This window comes from Ruegeria sp. CH8 (genome assembly GCF_056536985.1).
This window is the reverse complement of the sequence record NZ_JBQFQR010000002.1, coordinates 224,782-243,081: the sequence shown is the minus strand read 5'-3', so window position 1 is coordinate 243,081 and position 18,300 is coordinate 224,782. Positions and strand designations below refer to the sequence as shown.

Below are 18,300 nucleotides of genomic sequence, written 5' to 3'. Positions count from 1 at the left end.
GTTTTTGTTTATTTTGTCAATTGACATACTGACACTTTGCGACAATTATGTCAGAAACCAGCCACAGCTAGATGAGGTGCGCCATGGCGACCGCCCTGAAGATCAACGGAAAGCAACATCAAGTTGACCTGCCCGAAGACGTTCCCCTGCTATGGGTGCTGCGGGATGAGGTCGGCCTGACCGGAACTAAGTTCGGCTGCGGCGTCGCTGCCTGCGGTGCATGTACCGTGCATATCGATGGTGAGGCCGTGCGGTCCTGCCAGGTGGCGCTTTCGGATGTCTGGGGCGATGTGACCACGATCGAGGGGATGGGATCGCCCGACGCTATGACGACGCTCCAACAGGCTTGGGTCGATCATCAGGTGGCGCAATGCGGCTACTGTCAATCGGGTCAGATCATGCAGGCCGCTGCGTTGCTGGCGGAAAACCCTGCCCCTTCGGACGAAGAAATCGACGAGGCCATGCAAGGCAATCTGTGCCGCTGTGGCACCTACCCCCGTATCCGTGCTGCGATCCATGACGGGGCTGGCAAGCTGAAGGAGGCATAACCGATGGCTTCTGTTGGAAAAATCCTCCGCCGCACCTTCCTGATCGGCTCCGCCGCGATTGTCGGCGGCGTGGCGTTCGGTGCCTATTACGTCAACCGCCCCGCCGCGAACCCGCTGAAACCCGACGAGGGTCAGGCGGCGCTGAGCCCGTTTGTTCTGATAGACCAGAACGGCGTGACCCTCTTTGCCCCGCGCGCTGAGATGGGACAGGGAGTCAAAACCACTTGGGCCGCGCTGATCGCCGAGGAATTGGATGTGGATCTGGATCAGATCACCGTTCTGCACGGCCCTGCGGCAGCGGCCTACTACAACACAGCCCTGATGGGGGAAAGCCTGCCCAACAAGGGTTACGACATCTCAGACTTTCAGCACAATCTGGGAGAGGCGTTAGGTGTGATCGGCAAGGTGTTGAGCCTACAGGTCACCGGTGGGTCGACCTCAATGAAAGACGGATTCGAGCGGATGCGTCAGGCCGGAGCTTCGGCCCGCGAGACGTTGAAACAGGCTGCGGCAGACCGGTTGGGTGTTGATCGCAGCGAATTGAAAACGGCCTCGGGCCATGTCATTGCCCCGAACGGCGACCAGATCCCTTATACCGAACTGGCCACTGACGTTGCCAAGCTTGAGCCGATCGAAGCCCCTTTGCGTGACCCGTCCGAGTGGCGCTATCTGGGCCAGACCCAACCGCGACTGGACATGGTCGAAAAGGTGACAGGAACGGCTGAATTCGGTGTCGATGTTCGCCTGCCCGGCATGAAATTCGCTGCCGTACGCATGAACCCCAAGCTGGGCGGCGCGATGAACGGCTTTGACGACAGCACTGCAAAGTCCATGCCGGGGGTCGAGAAGATCGTCGATCTGGGCACCGGCGTTGCGGTCATCGCCAACAACACATGGCTGGCCAATCAGGCGGTTGAGGCCATCGACGTGGATTGGGGTGACGCTCCCTATCCACCAGAAACTGCCGGCATCTTCGCCAAGATTGCCGAAGCCTTTGATGACGCCCCAAATACAACCATGCGGGATGACGGCGATGTCACTGTCGTGCCCGAGGGGGCGACCGAGATCACTGCGGAATACAAAGTGCCCTATCTGGCCCATGCCACGATGGAGCCGATGAACGCCACCGCGCTATTCACAGGGGACGCGCTGGAACTCTGGTGCGGCAATCAGGCCCCGACCCTGATCCGCTTCCGCGCCGCGAATACTGCAGGTTTGGACACCGAAGCCGTGCAGATCCACACCACCTATCTGGGCGGTGGATTTGGTCGTCGGGGAGAGTTGGACTTTGGCGAAATTGCCACCAAGGTTGCCATGGCGATGCCCGGCACTCCGGTGCAGACCACATGGAGCCGCGAAGAAGACATGCGCCATGACTATTTCCGTCCCGGCGCAATTGCGCGGATGCGCGGCGCAATTCAGAACGGCAAGGCGGTTCTGATCGACGGCAAGGTTGCGTCGCAATCCCCGACACAACAGGCGGTCGGTCGCTACACGGGTATGCCCGGCGCTGGCCCGGACAAAGTGCTGGTCGAAGGCTTCTTTAACCAACCCTACGCGGTACCGAACTATCGCATGAGCGGCCACATCGCGAAGCTGGACGTCCCCGTCGGGTTCTGGCGCTCGGTCGGGAACAGCCACAACGGGTTCTTCCACGAAACCTTCATTGACGAGATGGCCCACGCCGCCGGTCAGGACCCGTTGGAATTCCGGCTGGAACTAATGAAACCCGAACACGCACCTTCGGCGGGTTGTCTGGAAGCTGTGAAAGAGATGTCAGGCTGGACCGGTCAGACGCCGGATGGCGTTGGCCGAGGCGTGGCCTTCACCTACAGCTTCGGCACCCCGGTCGCTCAGGTGATCGAAGTGGTCGACGAAGACGGCACCATCCGCATCAACAAGGCATGGATTGCCTGTGACATGGGGCTGGCCTTGGACCCGGAAAACGTCAAGGCACAGATGTTCGGCGGCTTGATGTATGGCCTGTCAGCAGCCTGCTACGGCGAGATCACCTTCGCTGAGGGCGAGGTCGAGCAGTTCAACTTCCCCGACTATGACGCGCTGCGTATGCACACGGCACCGCAAGTTGAAGTGCGCGTTCTGGAAACCAACCGCCATATGGGTGGTGCCGGTGAACCCGGGACGCCGCCATCGATGCCCGCCCTTGGCAATGCGCTGTTCGACTTGACCGGTGAACGTGCCCGCAGCCTACCGCTGATCAACCAGTTCAACCTGCTAGCCTGATCGCAATGCGCCGGTCCGGTCCCCCCTCTCGGGCCGGCGCCAAATTCACGCTGTTTGCTTTATCAAATCCGCGTCCGATCCCGTTGCCCAAGCACGTACGGCTGCACCGAACGCCTCGAACAGAGGTCGGGAAACAGGATCGTTGATCGCGTCCCATTCAGGGTGCCATTGCACCGACAATGTAAATCCGGGGGCATCCTTGATATAGATCGCCTCGGGCGTGCCGTCAGGCGCGTGCCCGTCGATTACCACGCGTTGCCCAACAGTTTTGATACCCTGACCATGCAGCGTGTTGGTCATCACCTCGGGCGCGCCGAAAAGACGGTGAAATACGCCACCTTCGTCTAGGGACACCACGTGGCGTAGGGCGAATTTCTCTTCCAGCGTCCCGTCCGGTGGCATCCGGTGATTCATCCGGCCCGGCAGATCGCGGATTTCGGGATAAAGCGTCCCGCCCATCGCCACGTTGACCTCTTGGAACCCTCGGCAAATGCCCATGAACGGCTGACCGCGTTCCACGCAGGCCCGAACCAGAGGCAAGGTGATCGCATCACGTGCCCGATCAAACTCACCATGCGCTTCAGTAGCATCCTCGCCATATTCCTCGGGGTGCACATTCGGGCGCCCACCGGTCAGAAGGAAGCCGTCACAGACCTCAAGCAATTCCTCGACCGTGACATAGCGCGGATCAGAGGGGATCAGCAGCGGAAGACAATGCGAAACGTTGGCCACTGCCTCGGAATTCATCGTACCACCCGCATGCGTCGGGTATTCATCGTTCATGAGGTAAGAGTTGCCGATGATACCGACGACAGGTCGAGACATTCCGTATTCCTTGCTGTTTTTTGTTAACAAGAAAGCTATCCGCAGCGAGGAAAACGTGCAACAGAACACGCCCTGCATTACAGCGCAAGGACGTGTTCAATCACGCACATATCGTTCTGATTTTTAGTGAAAATCCGGAACTTTATTTCGGCAATCAAGAAAAACTCAGGAAATTCATCCTGAATTCGCCATTTCTCATCAGCAAAAACCGGTCGAGATCAGATTTCTCCGGTCAGACCCGCTGCATCAATTCCGGTCAATCCTGCGGTCGCATCATTGTCCGAGGTATCGCCGGTTACACCAACCGCCCCGATGATCGCTCCCTTGCGGTCCCGAAGAAGAATGCCGCCCGGAACCGGAACGACTTGTCCGTCATAGACGCCGTTCACAGCGGCCATGAAATAGGCCTGCGACTCGGCCCGCTGCATTTGCGCCGTGCCTGCCATGCCCAGCATGACCGAGCCGTAGGCCTTGCCATGCGCAATCGCGAAACGGCCGGGGGCCGCGCCGTCTTCGCGCTCGAACGCGATCACGTGACCGCCTGCGTCCAGAACGACAACGGATAGAGGCTTCAGATCCATCTCGCGGCCTTTTTCCAAAGTTTTACGAATGATCGTGCGGGCTTTGCGCAGAGTAATTGCCATGATGTGTCCTCTCGTTTTTTGAGATTAAAGGCTGGCTTTCAATTCCAAACGGCGGGCGTGCAGAACCGGCTCGGTATAGCCCGAGGGCTGAATGCGCCCTTTGAATACCAGATCGCAGGCGGCCTGAAAGGCGATACCGTCGAAACCCGGAGCCATCGGTGAATACGACGTGTCGTTTTCATTCTGACGATCCACCACTGCAGCCATCTTGCGCATCGCCGCCATCACCTGCTCTTCCGAGACAATGTCATGGTGCAGCCAGTTGGCCAACGCCTGACTGGAAATCCGGCAGGTCGCGCGGTCTTCCATCAGTCCGATATCGTTGATGTCGGGTACTTTCGAGCAGCCCACGCCCTGATCAACCCAGCGCACGACATAGCCCAGAATGCCCTGCGCATTATTCTCGATCTCACGCGTGATCTCTTCATCGCCAAGGTTACGCCCCCCCAGCAGCGGCATGGTCAGCAGGTCGTCCAGCGTGCCACGGGCACCACCGGTGGCCAGCTCGTCCTGACGCGCCAGAACGTCGATCTTGTGATAATGCGTCGCGTGCAACGTCGCAGCGGTCGGTGACGGCACCCAGGCGCAGGTGGCACCAGATTGCGGGTGGCCGATCTTTGCGTCCAGCATATCGCCCATCCGGTCGGGCATCGCCCACATACCCTTGCCGATCTGCGCTTTGCCCTTCAGGCCACAGGCCAGACCAATATCGACGTTGCGATCTTCATAAGACGCAATCCACGGAGTGTTCTTGATGTCGCCCTTTGGCAGCATCGGACCCGCCTCCATCGAGGTGTGAATCTCATCCCCCGTCCGATCCAGAAAACCGGTATTGATGAATGCCACACGCGATTTCGCGGCGCGGATACACTCCTTAAGGTTGGCCGAAGTGCGGCGTTCCTCATCCATGATGCCCAGCTTCACGGTGTTGCGCGGCAGGCCGAGGATATCTTCGACCATGTCGAAAATCTCGACTGAGAACGCCACTTCTTCCGGCCCATGCATCTTGGGCTTCACCACGTAGACCGATCCGGTGACCGAGTTGCCGCCTTCGCGCTGCAGGTCATGCAAGGCGATCAGAGTAGTGCAGAGCGCATCCATCAGGCCTTCGCCGATTTCATTGCCCTCACTGTCCAGAACGGCCGGGTTGGTCATCAGGTGGCCCACATTCCGCACCAGCATCAGCGAGCGACCTTTCAGGGTGGCCTGCTCACCATTGGCGGTGGTGTAGTCAACGTCACTCGCCAGATTTCGGGTGAAGGTGTTGCCGCCCTTGGTGACTTCTTCGGTCAGGTCGCCTTTCATCAGGCCCAGCCAGTTGCCGTATGCCACCACCTTGTCTTCGGCATCGACACAGGCGACCGAATCCTCGCAGTCCATGATGGTGGACAGAGCGGATTCCAGATGAACATCCGCGATACCCGCCGGGTCGGATGCTCCAATTTCGCTGGAGGGGTCAATCACGATTTTGACGTGCAAGCCATTGTTCTTCAGCAGCACAAATTCCGGCTGCTCCGCCGCCCCGCCAAAGCCAACAAAACGTGTGGCATCCGCCAGCGCAGGCACAAGGACACCATTCTCAACCCGAACCTCGGATACATCCGCCCAAGACCCGGTGGCCAGCGGCACAGCATCGTCCAGAAACCCTTTGGCCCACGCAATCACACGTGCGCCGCGCTCTGCGTCATAGCCTTTGCCCGCAGGCAGATCGCCCATCGCATCGGTGCCATAAAGAGCATCATACAGGCTACCCCAACGCGCGTTGGCCGCGTTCAGCGCAAAGCGAGCGTTGGTAATCGGCACGACCAATTGCGGACCGGGCGTCAGCGCGATCTCAGGGTCAACGTCGGCGGTTTCGATCTGAAAGTCCGCGCCTTCATCAACCAGATATCCAATCTCGCGCAGGAAGGCCTGATAGGCGGCTGGGTCATGCGCCTGCCCCTTACGCTCCAGATGCCAGGCATCGACCTGTCCCTGGATATTTTCCCGCTTGGTCAGCAAGGCGCGGTTCTTCGGACCGAGCTCGGCAACCATCCGCGACAGGCCATCCCAGAACGTATCGACTGTAACACCGGTTCCCGGCAGGGCCTTGCCTTCGATAAACTCGGCCAGAACCGTATCGACCTGAAGCCCGCTGCGTACCTGTCTGCTGCTCATTTGGTGTCTCTCCGCCATTGTGCGCCGTTGTATGCCGTCAGCATTTAGGCTGAATGTTTCCGATAAGCAACTTTCGACGCCACGTTCAAACCCTTTGGCTTTGTGAGAAGCTGCTTCAAAAACGACAAGGCAATGAAGCCGCGGTTGCAGCCCCGTGGCGAAGCCCCTAACGTCGCGCCCGAACCAACTGATGCGAGGTCCCCGATGCGCGACGCTGCCCCCACGACGATCTACCTGAAAGACTACACGCCGTTCGGCTATCTCGTGGACAGCGTGCATCTGACCTTTGATCTGGCCGCAAATGCCACACGCGTGACCTCGCGCATTGCCTTCCGGCCAAACCCCGAGGCCACGGATCGCACCTTTTTCCTGCACGGCGAAGACCTGATCCTGGTCCGTGCAGTTATTGACGGGGTGGAAATCACACCCGAGGTCACCGACAAGGGTTTGACAGCAAGCGTCCCCGATGCACCCTTTGTCTGGGAAGCCGTGGTCGAGATCGACCCTGCCAACAACACCGCGCTTGAGGGATTGTATATGTCGAAGGGCATGTACTGCACCCAATGCGAGGCCGAAGGGTTCCGCAAGATCACCTATTACCCCGATCGCCCTGACGTGATGTCTACCTTCACCGTGCGCATCAACGGAGACCTTCCGGTGCTGCTGTCCAACGGCAACCCCACAGGCAAGGGCGAAGGCTGGGCCGAATGGACCGACCCGTGGCCCAAGCCGGCCTACCTGTTTGCACTGGTGGCGGGTGACCTCATCGCCCATCCCGGTCAGTTCACCACCATGTCTGGCCGCGACGTAGAACTGAACCTCTGGGTGCGCCCCGGCGACGAGGGCAAATGTGTCTTCGGCATGGAGGCGTTGAAGAAATCGATGAAATGGGACGAGGACGTCTATGGACGTGAATACGATCTGGACGTGTTCAACATCGTTGCCGTCGATGACTTCAACATGGGCGCAATGGAGAACAAGGGGCTGAACATCTTCAACTCCTCTGCCGTTCTAGCCAGCCCCGAAACCTCGACCGATGCCAATTTCGAACGGATCGAGGCGATCATCGCGCATGAGTATTTCCACAACTGGACCGGAAACCGCATTACTTGCCGCGACTGGTTCCAGCTGTGTCTGAAAGAGGGCCTGACAGTCTTCCGCGATGCGCAGTTCACGTCCGACATGCGCTCGGCCCCGGTCAAACGCATTCAAGATGCCATCGACCTGCGTGCACGCCAGTTCCCCGAGGATAACGGCCCCCTTTCACACCCTGTCCGGCCTGAGAGTTTTCAAGAGATCAACAACTTCTACACAGCGACAGTGTACGAAAAGGGTGCCGAGGTAATCGGCATGCTGAAACGGCTGGTCGGGGATGAGGCTTATGCGCAGGCGCTCGACCTCTATTTCGAGCGCCATGATGGGCAGGCCTGCACCATCGAGGATTGGCTGAAAGTGTTCGAAGACACCACAGGTCGCGACCTGAAGCAGTTCAAGCGCTGGTACAGTCAATCGGGCACGCCGCGCGTGGCAATAGCCGAGGATTATGAGGATGGAACTTACACTCTGACCTTGTCCCAGCGCACCGACCCGACCCCCGGCCAGTCTGAGAAGTTGCCGCAGGTCATCCCGGTCGCGGTCGGTCTGCTGAGTCCTAACGGGGATGAGGTACACGCGACCCAAGTTCTGGAACTGACCGAGGCCGAACAGAGCTTCAAGTTCTCTGGGCTGGCAGCCAAGCCTGTGGCCTCAATCCTGCGCGACTTCTCAGCTCCGGTCATCCTAGAGCACGATCACACGGATGCCGAACGGGCTTTTCTGCTGTCACACGACACCGACCCGTTCAACCGCTGGCAGGCCGGGCGTTCGCTGGCGCAGGACACGCTGCTGCGCATGATCCGGGACGACAGCGCACCCGGCAACGACTATCTGGATGGCATTCTGGCTGTTCTGCGCGACGGCGATCTGGACCCGGCCTATCGCGCACTGATGCTTGGGCTACCCTCGCAGTCTGAACTGGCAGCGGCGTTGTTTGAAAGCAACGAAACCCCTGACCCGAGGGCGATCTGGAGGGCGGTGGAAACCTTGCGGCAGGCAACCGCGCAGCATGTTCAGGACCTGTTGCCGCGCCTGCTCTGTGAAACCCTGATCGATGCGCCGTTCAGCCCCGATGCCGATCAGGCGGGCAAGCGCGCGCTTGGCGGCGCAGCGCTGCACCTGACGTCTCGGCTGGATGGCGGCGCGCAAGCAGCAGAAGATTTCGCTGCAGCGGACAACATGACACTCCAACTGACAGCTCTGTCCTGCCTGCTGCGCGCCGGCACAGGCCAGCAGGAGCTGAGTGCGTTCTACGATCAGTGGCAAAATGATCGGCTGGTGATGGACAAATGGTTCAGCCTGCAGGTGACTACGGCGGCCCCCGAGACCACGGCGAAGATCACACAAGCCCTAACAGAGCACGCCGATTTCAACTGGAAGAACCCGAACCGGTTCCGCGCGGTTATGGGGGCTTTGGCAATGAACCACGCCGGTTTCCATCACGCGGACGGCGAAAGCTACACCTTGCTGGCAGACTGGCTGATCCGGCTGGATCCGATCAATCCACAAACAACGGCGCGGATGTGCACGGCATTCCAGACATGGAAGCGCTATGACGCTGACCGACAGAACCTGATCCGGACCCAGTTGACCCGTATCGCCAACACCCCGGATTTGTCCCGCGACACTACGGAGATGGTGACACGTATCCTCGGCGCATGACCCCGTTCACTTTCACGCGCCACAATCGAACGCCGCGCACGGTGCTGATCCTGATTTGCGTCTACGCGGCACTTGCGGCACTGTTGATCTTTTTTGACGCGGCGTGGTGGCTGGTCGGGCTTCTCGGCTTGTCCACCTTGCCCGCCTTGTGGGACGTCGTGCAAGCTACGCGCGCTGGGATGACATTGGATCACGACCGGATACAGTGGTTCTCGGGCAGTCGCGAGGCCGAGATCGCTCTGTCCGACATCGACTATTTCCGGTTCGACACCCGCTGGGATTTCTCGGTGCGCATCTCACTGGTATTAAAGTCCGGCAAGCGGATTCGACTGCCGGATGAGGCTACACCACCCCACAACGAGCTCGAAACCGTCTTCCAAAACGCCGGTTTCCGGGTCGAGCGGCATCATTTCCGCGTTTTCTGAAACAATGAGCTTTTAAGGGCACCATTCACGCGTCCTCTGCCTGTGCACAGCGCAAAAAACTTGAATTTGAGATGAATCTCCGTAAAAATCTCAAGTCAGCCTAGTTGTTTGTTACGGTTTCGAGTTTTGCCATGTTTCGGTTTTTTAGGGCACGAAAAGCCCGTTCTTCTTTGCCTTCCCGTCAATTCACGCAGGACATGCGTGCAAACGATTGCGCCGCGACGGCTGCAATTCCCGACAAGGGGCAGCTGAACATTCCGCTGGCAAACACCTGCGCCGGGGACGTGATTGGCCGTGATACCATTGAACAAGGGCGTACGCTGGCCAGACAGGACCGTTGGGCCGAATTGTCCCGACAGATGCGCGTTGCAGACAAGTCCCGGGCGACCGCACCTGATGGCATGCCCGTCGCGGACTTACTTGCATTTGGTGCCCGATCAGATGTGGTTCTGGCAGTGGAACACGCCCTGTCAGACGGGAAAGCGCTGTCCGAATATGACCTGCTGGGCGGTATTTCCGAACTGGAAGACGAAATGCGTGCGCAGCCCAATGACCCGATGATCACGCTTGTGGTCGCGCTGGCGCACATTGACCTGGCTTGGGCGTGGCGCGGAACAGCGACGGATGCGACGCTACCTCCGCTACACCGGTCGCGCTGTGCCGCACACTTTGACCGGGCCTCTGCGCTATTGCCCAAATGTCGCAAAGCCCTGCCTGACAGTCCCGTAGTGGCGGCAGCCAGTTGTGCCCTGCTGGCCGGTCAGCGAAAAGCCAACATTCGCGTGGCGGATGAATACGAACGGCTGATCTCTTTGGACCCACACAATCAGCGGCACATGCGTGCAATGGGCTCGCATCTACTGCCGCGCTGGTTCGGCAGCTATGAGGAGCTTGAGGTTCAGGCTCTGCGCAATGCTGCCCGCACTCAAGACATCTGGGGGGCTGGCGGATACACTTGGGTGCAGTTTGACGCCATCGCGCTGGATGAAGAGGCCTGCGCGCGGCTGGACGTCGAGTATTTCTTGGAAGGCCTGCATGACATCCTGCACCGCCGCCCGGATCAGCAGACAGTCAACATGCTGTCCGCCTATTGCGCAATAACGATCCAGAACGGGTTGGGTCTGAACGACAAGGCCGACCTGGTCCGCTCGCAGATTCACGAAGCCGCGCAATGGCTGATCCGAGACCACATGACCGAGTTGCATCCCCTGATCTGGGCGCATGCCGCGAGCGGGTTCAACAATTCGGTCCGTATCAACTCGGCCGAACGGTTTGCAGCCCGTGGCCAACGACAAGCCCTGCGCGCCATTGGTGATCTGTTCCGCGAGGAACTGCGCAGCGGTATCGACGTGACCTTCACGCCATCCGGCCTGCGCCTGTCCGAGAACTGATTCCCCCTTGCCCCTCGCCCCAGCCGGGCCTAATACGCAGGCTTAGACTTCTGCGGAAATGAGGCGCGCCATGCTCGACCTGACATACGAAATGCCCAAACCCAAAACCATTGCCGGGGCCAAGCACGACTGGGAACTGGTGATCGGGATGGAGGTGCACGCTCAGGTCTCGTCCAACGCCAAGCTGTTTTCGGGTGCATCAACCCAATTCGGGGCCGAGCCGAACTCGAACGTGGCCTTCGTGGACGCGGCGATGCCGGGGATGCTGCCGGTCATCAACGAATATTGCGTGGAACAGGCGGTGCGCACCGGGCTGGGCCTGAAGGCGGATATCAACCTGAAGTCGGCATTCGACCGCAAGAACTATTTCTACCCTGACCTGCCGCAGGGCTATCAGATCTCCCAGCTGTACCACCCCATCGTGGGCGAAGGCGAAGTGCTGGTCGAGATGGGCGATGGCACCGCGCGCATGGTCCGCATCGAACGCATCCACATGGAGCAGGATGCCGGTAAGTCGATCCACGACATGGACCCGCATATGTCCTTTGTCGACCTGAACCGAACCGGCGTTTGCCTGATGGAGATCGTCAGCCGCCCCGATATCCGTGGCCCCGAAGAGGCCGCCGCCTATATCGCCAAGCTGCGCCAGATCATGCGCTATCTGGGTACTTGTGACGGCAACATGCAGAACGGCAACTTGCGGGCGGACGTGAACGTCTCGATCTGCCTGCCCGGCGCCTATGAGAAGTACCAGGAGACGCAGGATTTCTCGCATCTGGGCACCCGTTGTGAGATCAAGAATATGAACTCGATGCGCTTTATTCAGCAAGCGATCGAAGTCGAAGCCCGCCGTCAGATCGCCATCGTCGAAGGTGGCGGTAAGGTCGATCAGGAAACCCGCCTGTACGACCCGGACAAGGGTGAGACCCGCTCGATGCGATCCAAAGAAGAAGCGCATGACTATCGCTATTTCCCTGACCCCGACCTGTTGCCGCTGGAGATTGAGCAGGCATGGATTGATGACATCGCTGCCAAGCTGCCCGAACTGCCTGACGACAAAAAGGCGCGGTTCATCAGCGAGTTCGGCCTGACCGATTATGACGCCTCGGTCCTGACCGCCGAGGTGGAGTCAGCTGCGTATTTTGAAGAGGTCGCCAAGGGCCGAAACGGCAAACTGGCCGCCAACTGGGTGATCAACGAGTTGTTCGGTCGGTTGAAGAAAGAAGACCACGATATCACCGAGTCGCCGGTCTCACCTTCGCAGCTAGGCGCAATTATCGACCTGATCTCCTCTGACGCCATCTCGGGCAAGATCGCCAAAGATCTGTTTGAAATCGTCTATACCGAAGGCGGCGACCCGGCGCAGATCGTCGAAGAGCGTGGCATGAAACAGGTCACCGACACTGGCGCCATCGAGGCTGCGTTGGACGAGATCATCGCCGCCAACCCGGCACAGGTCGAAAAAGCCAAGGTGAACCCGAAGCTGGCGGGCTGGTTCGTCGGTCAGGTGATGAAAGCCACCGGCGGCAAGGCCAACCCGAAGGCCGTAAACGAACTGGTCAGCCAAAAGCTGGGGTCGTAATCCGATCAGGATTTGTATAACGAACGGCGGGGTTTGGGCAAAACCCCGCCGTTTTTCTTTTCGCGCGCTTTCCGCACAATGATGACTTTCCCAAAATCACCAGCATGTTAGATTGCCGAGAACCGACACCCAGGAAGGTCCGATGCAGCGCTACGAATACAAAGTTGTCCCCGCCCCTCAAAAAGGCATCAAAGCCAAGGGCGAGAAAACCGCAGAAGGCCGGTTTGCCGTATCGATCGAACAGGTGCTGAACCAGCTGGCTCAGGACGGCTGGGAATACCAGCGCGCCGAGCTGCTGCCCAGCGAGGAACGCGCGGGCCTGACCAGTTCGACCGTGAACTGGCGCAATGTTCTGGTTTTCCGGCGGCCGGTTGAGGTGGATGAAGCACTGAATATTGCGGAAACACCTACGGAGGCAGCTCAGGCGCGCCCGGTCCCAGGGCCCGATGCAGTCATCGCGCCCGCCCCTATCGCAGAAGAGGCGAAAGACCCGCCCATGTCACTGAAAGGGGCAGAAGTCGAAAAACCGGACACGCGTTCAGAATAAGTGGCCAATACTGGCCACCAATGCGTGCGCAACCCGACATTCCAAAGCACCAAAAAATGCGCGTGACCTAAGACAGTTTCCGAACCAGAAAGTCTCGGCGACCGCTCAAAGAACAACAGAAGTTACTGCCTTTATTCAATCGGCGCACCGCGGCGCCTAAACCCCGATATCCAGCGCCAGCGCATGAATGCGCGGCACGATGTCGCCCAGCGCCTTATGCACAGCGCGGTGACGGGCGACTCGGGACTGGCCTTCAAACGCTTTGGCGCGGATGCGGACGTTAAAGTGGCTCTCGCCCCCGTCCTGATAGCCCGCGTGGCCACGGTGGCTTTCGCTGTCATCGACAACCTCAAGCTCGCGCGGATCAAAGGCAGACTGCAGGCAGGTTCGGATTTCGTCGGTCACGCTCATTTTTTCGCTCAACGGCAAAATTTTTGCCGTCCCCCTCTTCTACTTTCGGCTGCTTAGATTAAACTGCTGCCTCCGAGTCGAGAAGATGCGTTCTTAAGGATCACAGCATGACGAAATCAGACCCTTTCGGATTCGATATGTCCGTCTCCAGCGCCAAGAAAAAGAACCCGCGCGGGCGTCGGGGGATGTCGGGCGCGTCTGAAACCTCGGTCCGAATCTGTGACCATGAGGGCTGTAACGAGCCGGGCAAGTTCCGCGCACCGAAAGCGCCGGATGTTCTGGATGATTTCTTCTGGTTCTGCCAGCAGCACGTGCGCGAATATAACCAGAAGTGGAACTTCTTTGACGGCACGACTGAGGCCGAACTGAACGCGCAGCGCTCCAAGGACAAAGTGTGGGAGCGTGAAACCAAACCCATGGGTGACCCCGAGGCCCGCGCGTGGGCGCGTCTGGGCATTGAGGACCCGCATCAGGTTCTGGGTGCAAACAGCACGCAGAACAAGGGCCGCACCTCGGGTGGTGGTGGCCGTCGTCTACCCCCCACCGAACGCCGTGCGATCGAAATTCTTGAGGCCAACGACAGCTGGACCAAAGCCGAGGTTCGTAAGGCCTACAAGAAACTGATCAAGGTGCTGCACCCGGATATGAACGGCGGCGACCGATCGCAGGAAGAACAGCTGCAAGAGGTTGTCTGGGCCTGGGATCAGATAAAGGACAGCCGGAACTTTAAGTAAATCCGGCAAGTCTTTACGCAACAAAATGGATTTCGTACCGTGCGGGGTGAAACAAGCGGTATCGCCCCCTTTGGATGCGAAAGCCATGGCACGCAAACAGCAAAAACCGCTGAAGGCAAAGATACCGCCGGATCATCCGCTTTTTGACATCATCAGCGATGCGTACAGGGTTTTTGCCTATCCGAAACCGACCAACATTGAAGTTTGCGAAGGCTGCTGCATGGAAGCGGATATCGAGGCCAACTTTTTCATCCCGTCGATTGCCGAACTTCCTCTTCATTACCTGCAGGACTGGTTTTTCGCCGCGTATGATCCGAAGGGTATTTCCAAGGCGACATGGGGTTACCTCCTGCCGCGGATACTCGAAGTTTTGGCCGTGGACGGAGACCTTGCCAGTGTCGGGCTGGAGGTCAGCCTGAACCGGTTTGAAACCGGCAACCCGAACAACTGGTCCCACGATGAATGGCAGCTTTTGGATCGGTTTCAGCGCGCCTATCTCAAACGTGAGATTGAGCGAGACAATTGCTATCTCGACGACACTCTTTGCATGTTTGGCCTGGCCGGGTGGCCCGTAGAGGCGCTGTTCGAACAGGTTGCCGAGACACCGGACGCAGTATTGGTACAGCGTTTTTGGCACGACTGGTGCGCAAATTGCATTCCGGGTCGCGAATCCGTCTGGATCACTGCGTTTTGGGAAAGCCCGGGTAATTCGAAAGCCTTTGCGTTCTATACATCCAAAGCGTTGTACGACAGGGTCACCCGCATAGCGTTTGGCGTAAACACCCCGAAGGACCTGTCAGAGAAGGCATTGGCTGTGGCCAGCGTTATAGAAAACAACGCCGACTGGACCGCGGAACAGTAAGCTCGGCACTTTAGCCCCCCCTCTGTACCGTCCTCACCTTGTTACAAACCCTTGTTACGGCCTCTCTCATGGGCCGATGTGGCGGCCCATATCGGAACCGTACCTGACCTGCCCCAATGGAACGTGATATGGAACATCTCATTTCCCTCGTACATGCGATTTCTCTTATGATTGCTATCGTTTCGGCCCTGTTGCTGAGCGGATACCTCGCCCTGAACCTGCGCCTGCCGCATCTGGGTCTGTGGCCCAGCGCCAGTGGCTGGCGGCATCACACGGCCTTTGGTCTATTTCGGCTATTTTGCGGAGCCACTGTTGTTTTTGCCTTGTCCGAGGTCTGGATGAATGGCTGGGGTCACTGGCTGCGGTATGTGATCGGCGTGCCGGTTATGCTGCTGTCTTTCGGGATCACGCTGTGGGGCTATCGCTTTCTGGGTCTCGACAACACCTATTGCGAAAGCGACGGGTTGGTGACCGGCGGGATGTATGCCTATTCGCGCAATCCGCAATATGTGACCTCGGTGCTGGCCACGGTGGGGCTGGGTATCGCCAGCGGATCGTGGATGACGTTGGGTTTGGCGGCGACGCTGTTCGTGATCTACTTCCTTTTCGTTCTGAACGAGGAACGCTGGTTACTTCAGGGTTATGGGCAGGCATTCCGGGATTACATGCAATCCACCCCACGCTTTGTGGACGAACGCAGCCTGATCCGGGTACGGGACGCGATTCTCGACTGATCAAAGCGCACCGATAAGGCCAGTTTCAAAGAAAGATTTGCCTAAGCCGCGGCACGCGCGGCTTTCCCTTGCCCTTGCCCGCAATATGTTGCACCACACACGGGTTCAAACCCGGCGAGCGGGGCAAAGGATAAGGACAAGGCGCATGGCTGACGGATCAATCGACATCAACGCAAAACCCACCGAAGATATCTCGGTTCGGGACGTGTTCGGTATTGATACCGATATGGCGGTCAAAGGCTTCGCTGACCGCAGCGACCGTGTTCCTGCGATCGACCCGACCTATAAGTTCGACCCCGAGACCACATTGGCGATTCTCGCAGGATTTTCGCACAACCGCCGCGTGATGATCCAAGGCTATCATGGCACAGGTAAATCGACCCATATCGAACAGGTGGCCGCCCGCCTGAACTGGCCCGCAGTGCGCGTGAACCTCGACAGCCACATCAGCCGGATCGACCTGATCGGTAAAGACGCCATCAAACTGCGCGACGGCAAACAGGTCACCGAGTTCCATGAAGGCATCCTGCCCTGGGCTTTGCGTAACCCCGTCGCCATCGTGTTCGACGAATACGACGCTGGCCGCGCCGACGTTATGTTCGTGATCCAGCGTGTGCTGGAACATGACGGCAAACTGACCTTGCTGGACCAGAACGAGATCATCACACCGAACCCGAATTTCCGCCTGTTCGCTACCGCCAACACCGTGGGTCTGGGCGATACGACTGGCCTCTATCACGGCACCCAGCAGATCAACCAGGCCCAGATGGACCGCTGGTCGCTGGTGTCGACGCTGAACTACCTCAGCCACGATGCCGAGACGATGATCGTGCTGTCGAAGGCTCCGCATTACAACACTGCCGAAGGCCGCAAGAAAGTCAGCCAGATGGTGACAGTCGCCGACCTGACCCGGACCGCCTTCATGAACGGCGACCTGTCGACCGTCATGAGCCCCCGGACCGTGATCAACTGGGCCCAAAACGCCGAGATATTCCGCGACGTAGGCTATGCCTTCCGCCTGTCCTTCCTGAACAAATGTGACGAGCTGGAGCGTCAGACCGTGGCAGAGTTCTATCAGCGCTGTTTTGACGAAGAACTGCCGGAAAGCGCGGCGAGCGTGAGCTTGGGTTAACAATTGCTCTGACCATCCCAGCGCAGGCTAACCCGCTGCAAAGCCAACTTCGATTTGCCGAACCCAACCTGACTGACAGCGTTGGGGCAACGCATTTTGACCTGAACTACGCTCTTTGCATTCTTTATCGTCCATCGGTGCAACAACTCCGTACCACTCCGATGTCTGATCACAGAGGTACAAAACCTCTCCCGGCTCTAATGTGGTTAATCGACGAGAATAACCTGTTGGCCGGGCGCGCAGTGCCACAGCTTTTTGACCGACGATTAGAACACCAGGGCAAGGCTCTTCATCGGGCTTTGCTGTGCGTGTCACTTCGCGAGGAACAGCATAAAAAACCACGGCCAATAGAAGTGCCAGAGCTGCGATCGTTGCCCGCGCTCTTACACTTGAACTCACAAATTATTCCTCATTATTGCATACAGCCGCTGCTCTGGTCGCAAGAAACCGCTTGAGTTTGTTCGAAACGTTTTGCGTTTGACCGTGTGACCTACATTACCTCCCAGGGTCGAAACATGGTCAGCGCGTACCGCGATCACAAAATCACAGTGACTGGCAAAACGGTCGTGGACTTTTGCATGATCGTAAGTCGCGCTGAAACTACCACGTGCCATACAGACAAGATCCCCGATCTGCGGCTTGTGCTCATTTAAGCGGAATCCCCAGAAAGAGCCATTTTCGTTGTTTTCCCGCCGACGGATTGCCTGATGCACATAGCGTGAATGTGCGGCAGCTTGCTTAAAGTCGCCGTAGTCACCTGTTTGCTGGATACACCACGAAATGAAAGCGGCGGACCAAGGCCAACCTCGGTCCAAACCGTCAAAATCCATGTTTAAGTTGTCCCAATACTCGCCGACGAACTTAAAAAAAGGTGTTTGGAATTCTTTTCCTTTGCCCCGGTCAAATCGCAACCACTCTACCACTGCGGTGCGTACCAGCTTTTCTCGTGGGGCTGAAACTGAAGCTCGCAAAACGTTTTTGGAAACAAATCCGTCTTTCACGACACTGTCCACCTCAGCTTTACAGGGTGTCCAGCGGTCACCCTGCTGAGGGCCGGTTTGGGTTACCGGCGTTGCTTCCGGTAAAAATCCTATAATGTTGTTTCCGAAGCCAGCGGAACTTCTCATATTTGCGCCATACGCGAGTGACGATACAGCAAAATTGGCCATCTATCCCTCCATTAAAAAATGATCAAAAAAGAGTATTCCTTAATTCTATCACACGTTGGAAATCACCCCAAAACGTACCTGTACCCGCACGCCTTTACCGAGGCTGATCTTGCTTGCAAAAGTGAAGACGAATGTGAT

General features: G+C 58.2%; 16 protein-coding genes. 11 read left to right on the top strand and 5 right to left on the bottom strand.

Annotated elements, in window-relative coordinates; all coding sequences use genetic code 11:
- The first annotated feature begins 83 nt into the window (after positions 1-83).
- Together ACR0ER_RS03270 and ACR0ER_RS03265 are read left to right on the top strand one after the other, a co-directional pair.
- Positions 84-548 carry a (2Fe-2S)-binding protein gene (locus tag ACR0ER_RS03270; RefSeq protein WP_480767703.1) on the top strand — a complete coding sequence of 155 codons (465 nt, stop codon included), beginning with the start codon at positions 84-86 and terminating at the stop codon, positions 546-548.
- A gap of 3 nt (positions 549-551) precedes the next feature.
- Positions 552-2,792: a xanthine dehydrogenase family protein molybdopterin-binding subunit gene (locus ACR0ER_RS03265; protein WP_480767702.1), complete on the top strand. Its 2,241-nt coding sequence runs from the start codon at positions 552-554 to the stop codon at positions 2,790-2,792.
- 45 nt (positions 2,793-2,837) lie between these two features.
- Here the strand turns inward: ACR0ER_RS03265 and ACR0ER_RS03260 are convergent, their stop codons facing one another.
- The 3 genes from ACR0ER_RS03260 to ACR0ER_RS03250 all read right to left on the bottom strand — a co-directional run bounded on the left by ACR0ER_RS03260 (position 2,838) and on the right by ACR0ER_RS03250 (position 6,418).
- Entirely contained in the window at positions 2,838-3,617 is a 780-nt protein-coding gene (locus tag ACR0ER_RS03260) for a gamma-glutamyl-gamma-aminobutyrate hydrolase family protein (protein ID WP_170331510.1), read from the bottom strand.
- 218 nt (positions 3,618-3,835) lie between these two features.
- Positions 3,836-4,261 (bottom strand): GlcG/HbpS family heme-binding protein, encoded by a 426-nt coding sequence (locus ACR0ER_RS03255; RefSeq protein ID WP_480767701.1) that lies wholly within the window; start codon positions 4,259-4,261, stop codon positions 3,836-3,838.
- Between the two features lie 24 nt (positions 4,262-4,285).
- Entirely contained in the window at positions 4,286-6,418 is a 2,133-nt protein-coding gene (locus ACR0ER_RS03250) for a malate synthase G (protein ID WP_480767700.1), read from the bottom strand.
- A gap of 204 nt (positions 6,419-6,622) precedes the next feature.
- On the opposite strand from ACR0ER_RS03250, the gene pepN reads away from it, so the two are divergent.
- From pepN to ACR0ER_RS03225, 5 genes are all read left to right on the top strand, one after another.
- Complete coding sequence (gene pepN / locus ACR0ER_RS03245; RefSeq protein WP_480767699.1) at positions 6,623-9,175, top strand: aminopeptidase N; 2,553 nt, start codon at positions 6,623-6,625, stop codon at positions 9,173-9,175.
- Positions 9,172-9,600 carry a hypothetical protein gene (locus tag ACR0ER_RS03240; RefSeq protein WP_480767698.1) on the top strand — a complete coding sequence of 143 codons (429 nt, stop codon included), beginning with the start codon at positions 9,172-9,174 and terminating at the stop codon, positions 9,598-9,600. The genes pepN and ACR0ER_RS03240 overlap by 4 nt, the downstream gene beginning before the upstream one ends.
- 197 nt (positions 9,601-9,797) lie before the next feature.
- Positions 9,798-10,991, top strand: coding sequence for a hypothetical protein (locus ACR0ER_RS03235; RefSeq protein ID WP_480767697.1), 1,194 nt, complete (start codon positions 9,798-9,800; stop codon positions 10,989-10,991).
- Positions 10,992-11,061: 70 nt separating this feature from the next.
- Complete coding sequence (gatB, locus tag ACR0ER_RS03230; RefSeq protein ID WP_480767696.1) at positions 11,062-12,573, top strand: Asp-tRNA(Asn)/Glu-tRNA(Gln) amidotransferase subunit GatB; 1,512 nt, start codon at positions 11,062-11,064, stop codon at positions 12,571-12,573.
- Between the two features lie 142 nt (positions 12,574-12,715).
- On the top strand, positions 12,716-13,120 hold the full coding sequence (locus ACR0ER_RS03225; RefSeq protein ID WP_480767695.1) for a DUF4177 domain-containing protein: 405 nt from the start codon (positions 12,716-12,718) through the stop codon (positions 13,118-13,120).
- Between the two features lie 156 nt (positions 13,121-13,276).
- Here the strand turns inward: ACR0ER_RS03225 and ACR0ER_RS03220 are convergent, their stop codons facing one another.
- Positions 13,277-13,531: a BolA family protein gene (locus ACR0ER_RS03220; protein ID WP_480767694.1), complete on the bottom strand. Its 255-nt coding sequence runs from the start codon at positions 13,529-13,531 to the stop codon at positions 13,277-13,279.
- Positions 13,532-13,638: 107 nt separating this feature from the next.
- Between ACR0ER_RS03220 and ACR0ER_RS03215 the strand changes: the two genes are divergently transcribed.
- The 4 genes from ACR0ER_RS03215 (at position 13,639) to cobS (ending at position 16,993) form a co-directional block, all read left to right on the top strand.
- On the top strand, positions 13,639-14,265 hold the full coding sequence (locus ACR0ER_RS03215; RefSeq protein WP_170331529.1) for a J domain-containing protein: 627 nt from the start codon (positions 13,639-13,641) through the stop codon (positions 14,263-14,265).
- Between the two features lie 85 nt (positions 14,266-14,350).
- Positions 14,351-15,127, top strand: a complete 777-nt coding sequence (locus ACR0ER_RS03210) for a hypothetical protein (RefSeq protein ID WP_480767693.1) — start codon at positions 14,351-14,353, stop codon at positions 15,125-15,127.
- 128 nt (positions 15,128-15,255) lie between these two features.
- Entirely contained in the window at positions 15,256-15,861 is a 606-nt protein-coding gene (locus ACR0ER_RS03205) for a methyltransferase family protein (protein ID WP_480767692.1), read from the top strand.
- A 145-nt stretch (positions 15,862-16,006) separates the two neighbouring features.
- Entirely contained in the window at positions 16,007-16,993 is a 987-nt protein-coding gene (gene cobS / locus ACR0ER_RS03200) for a cobaltochelatase subunit CobS (RefSeq protein WP_170331535.1), read from the top strand.
- Positions 16,994-17,388: 395 nt separating this feature from the next.
- Here cobS and ACR0ER_RS03195 read toward each other — a convergent pair whose 3' ends face one another.
- Positions 17,389-18,162 (bottom strand): DUF2272 domain-containing protein, encoded by a 774-nt coding sequence (locus ACR0ER_RS03195; RefSeq protein WP_480767691.1) that lies wholly within the window; start codon positions 18,160-18,162, stop codon positions 17,389-17,391.
- Between the last annotated feature and the right edge of the window lie 138 nt (positions 18,163-18,300).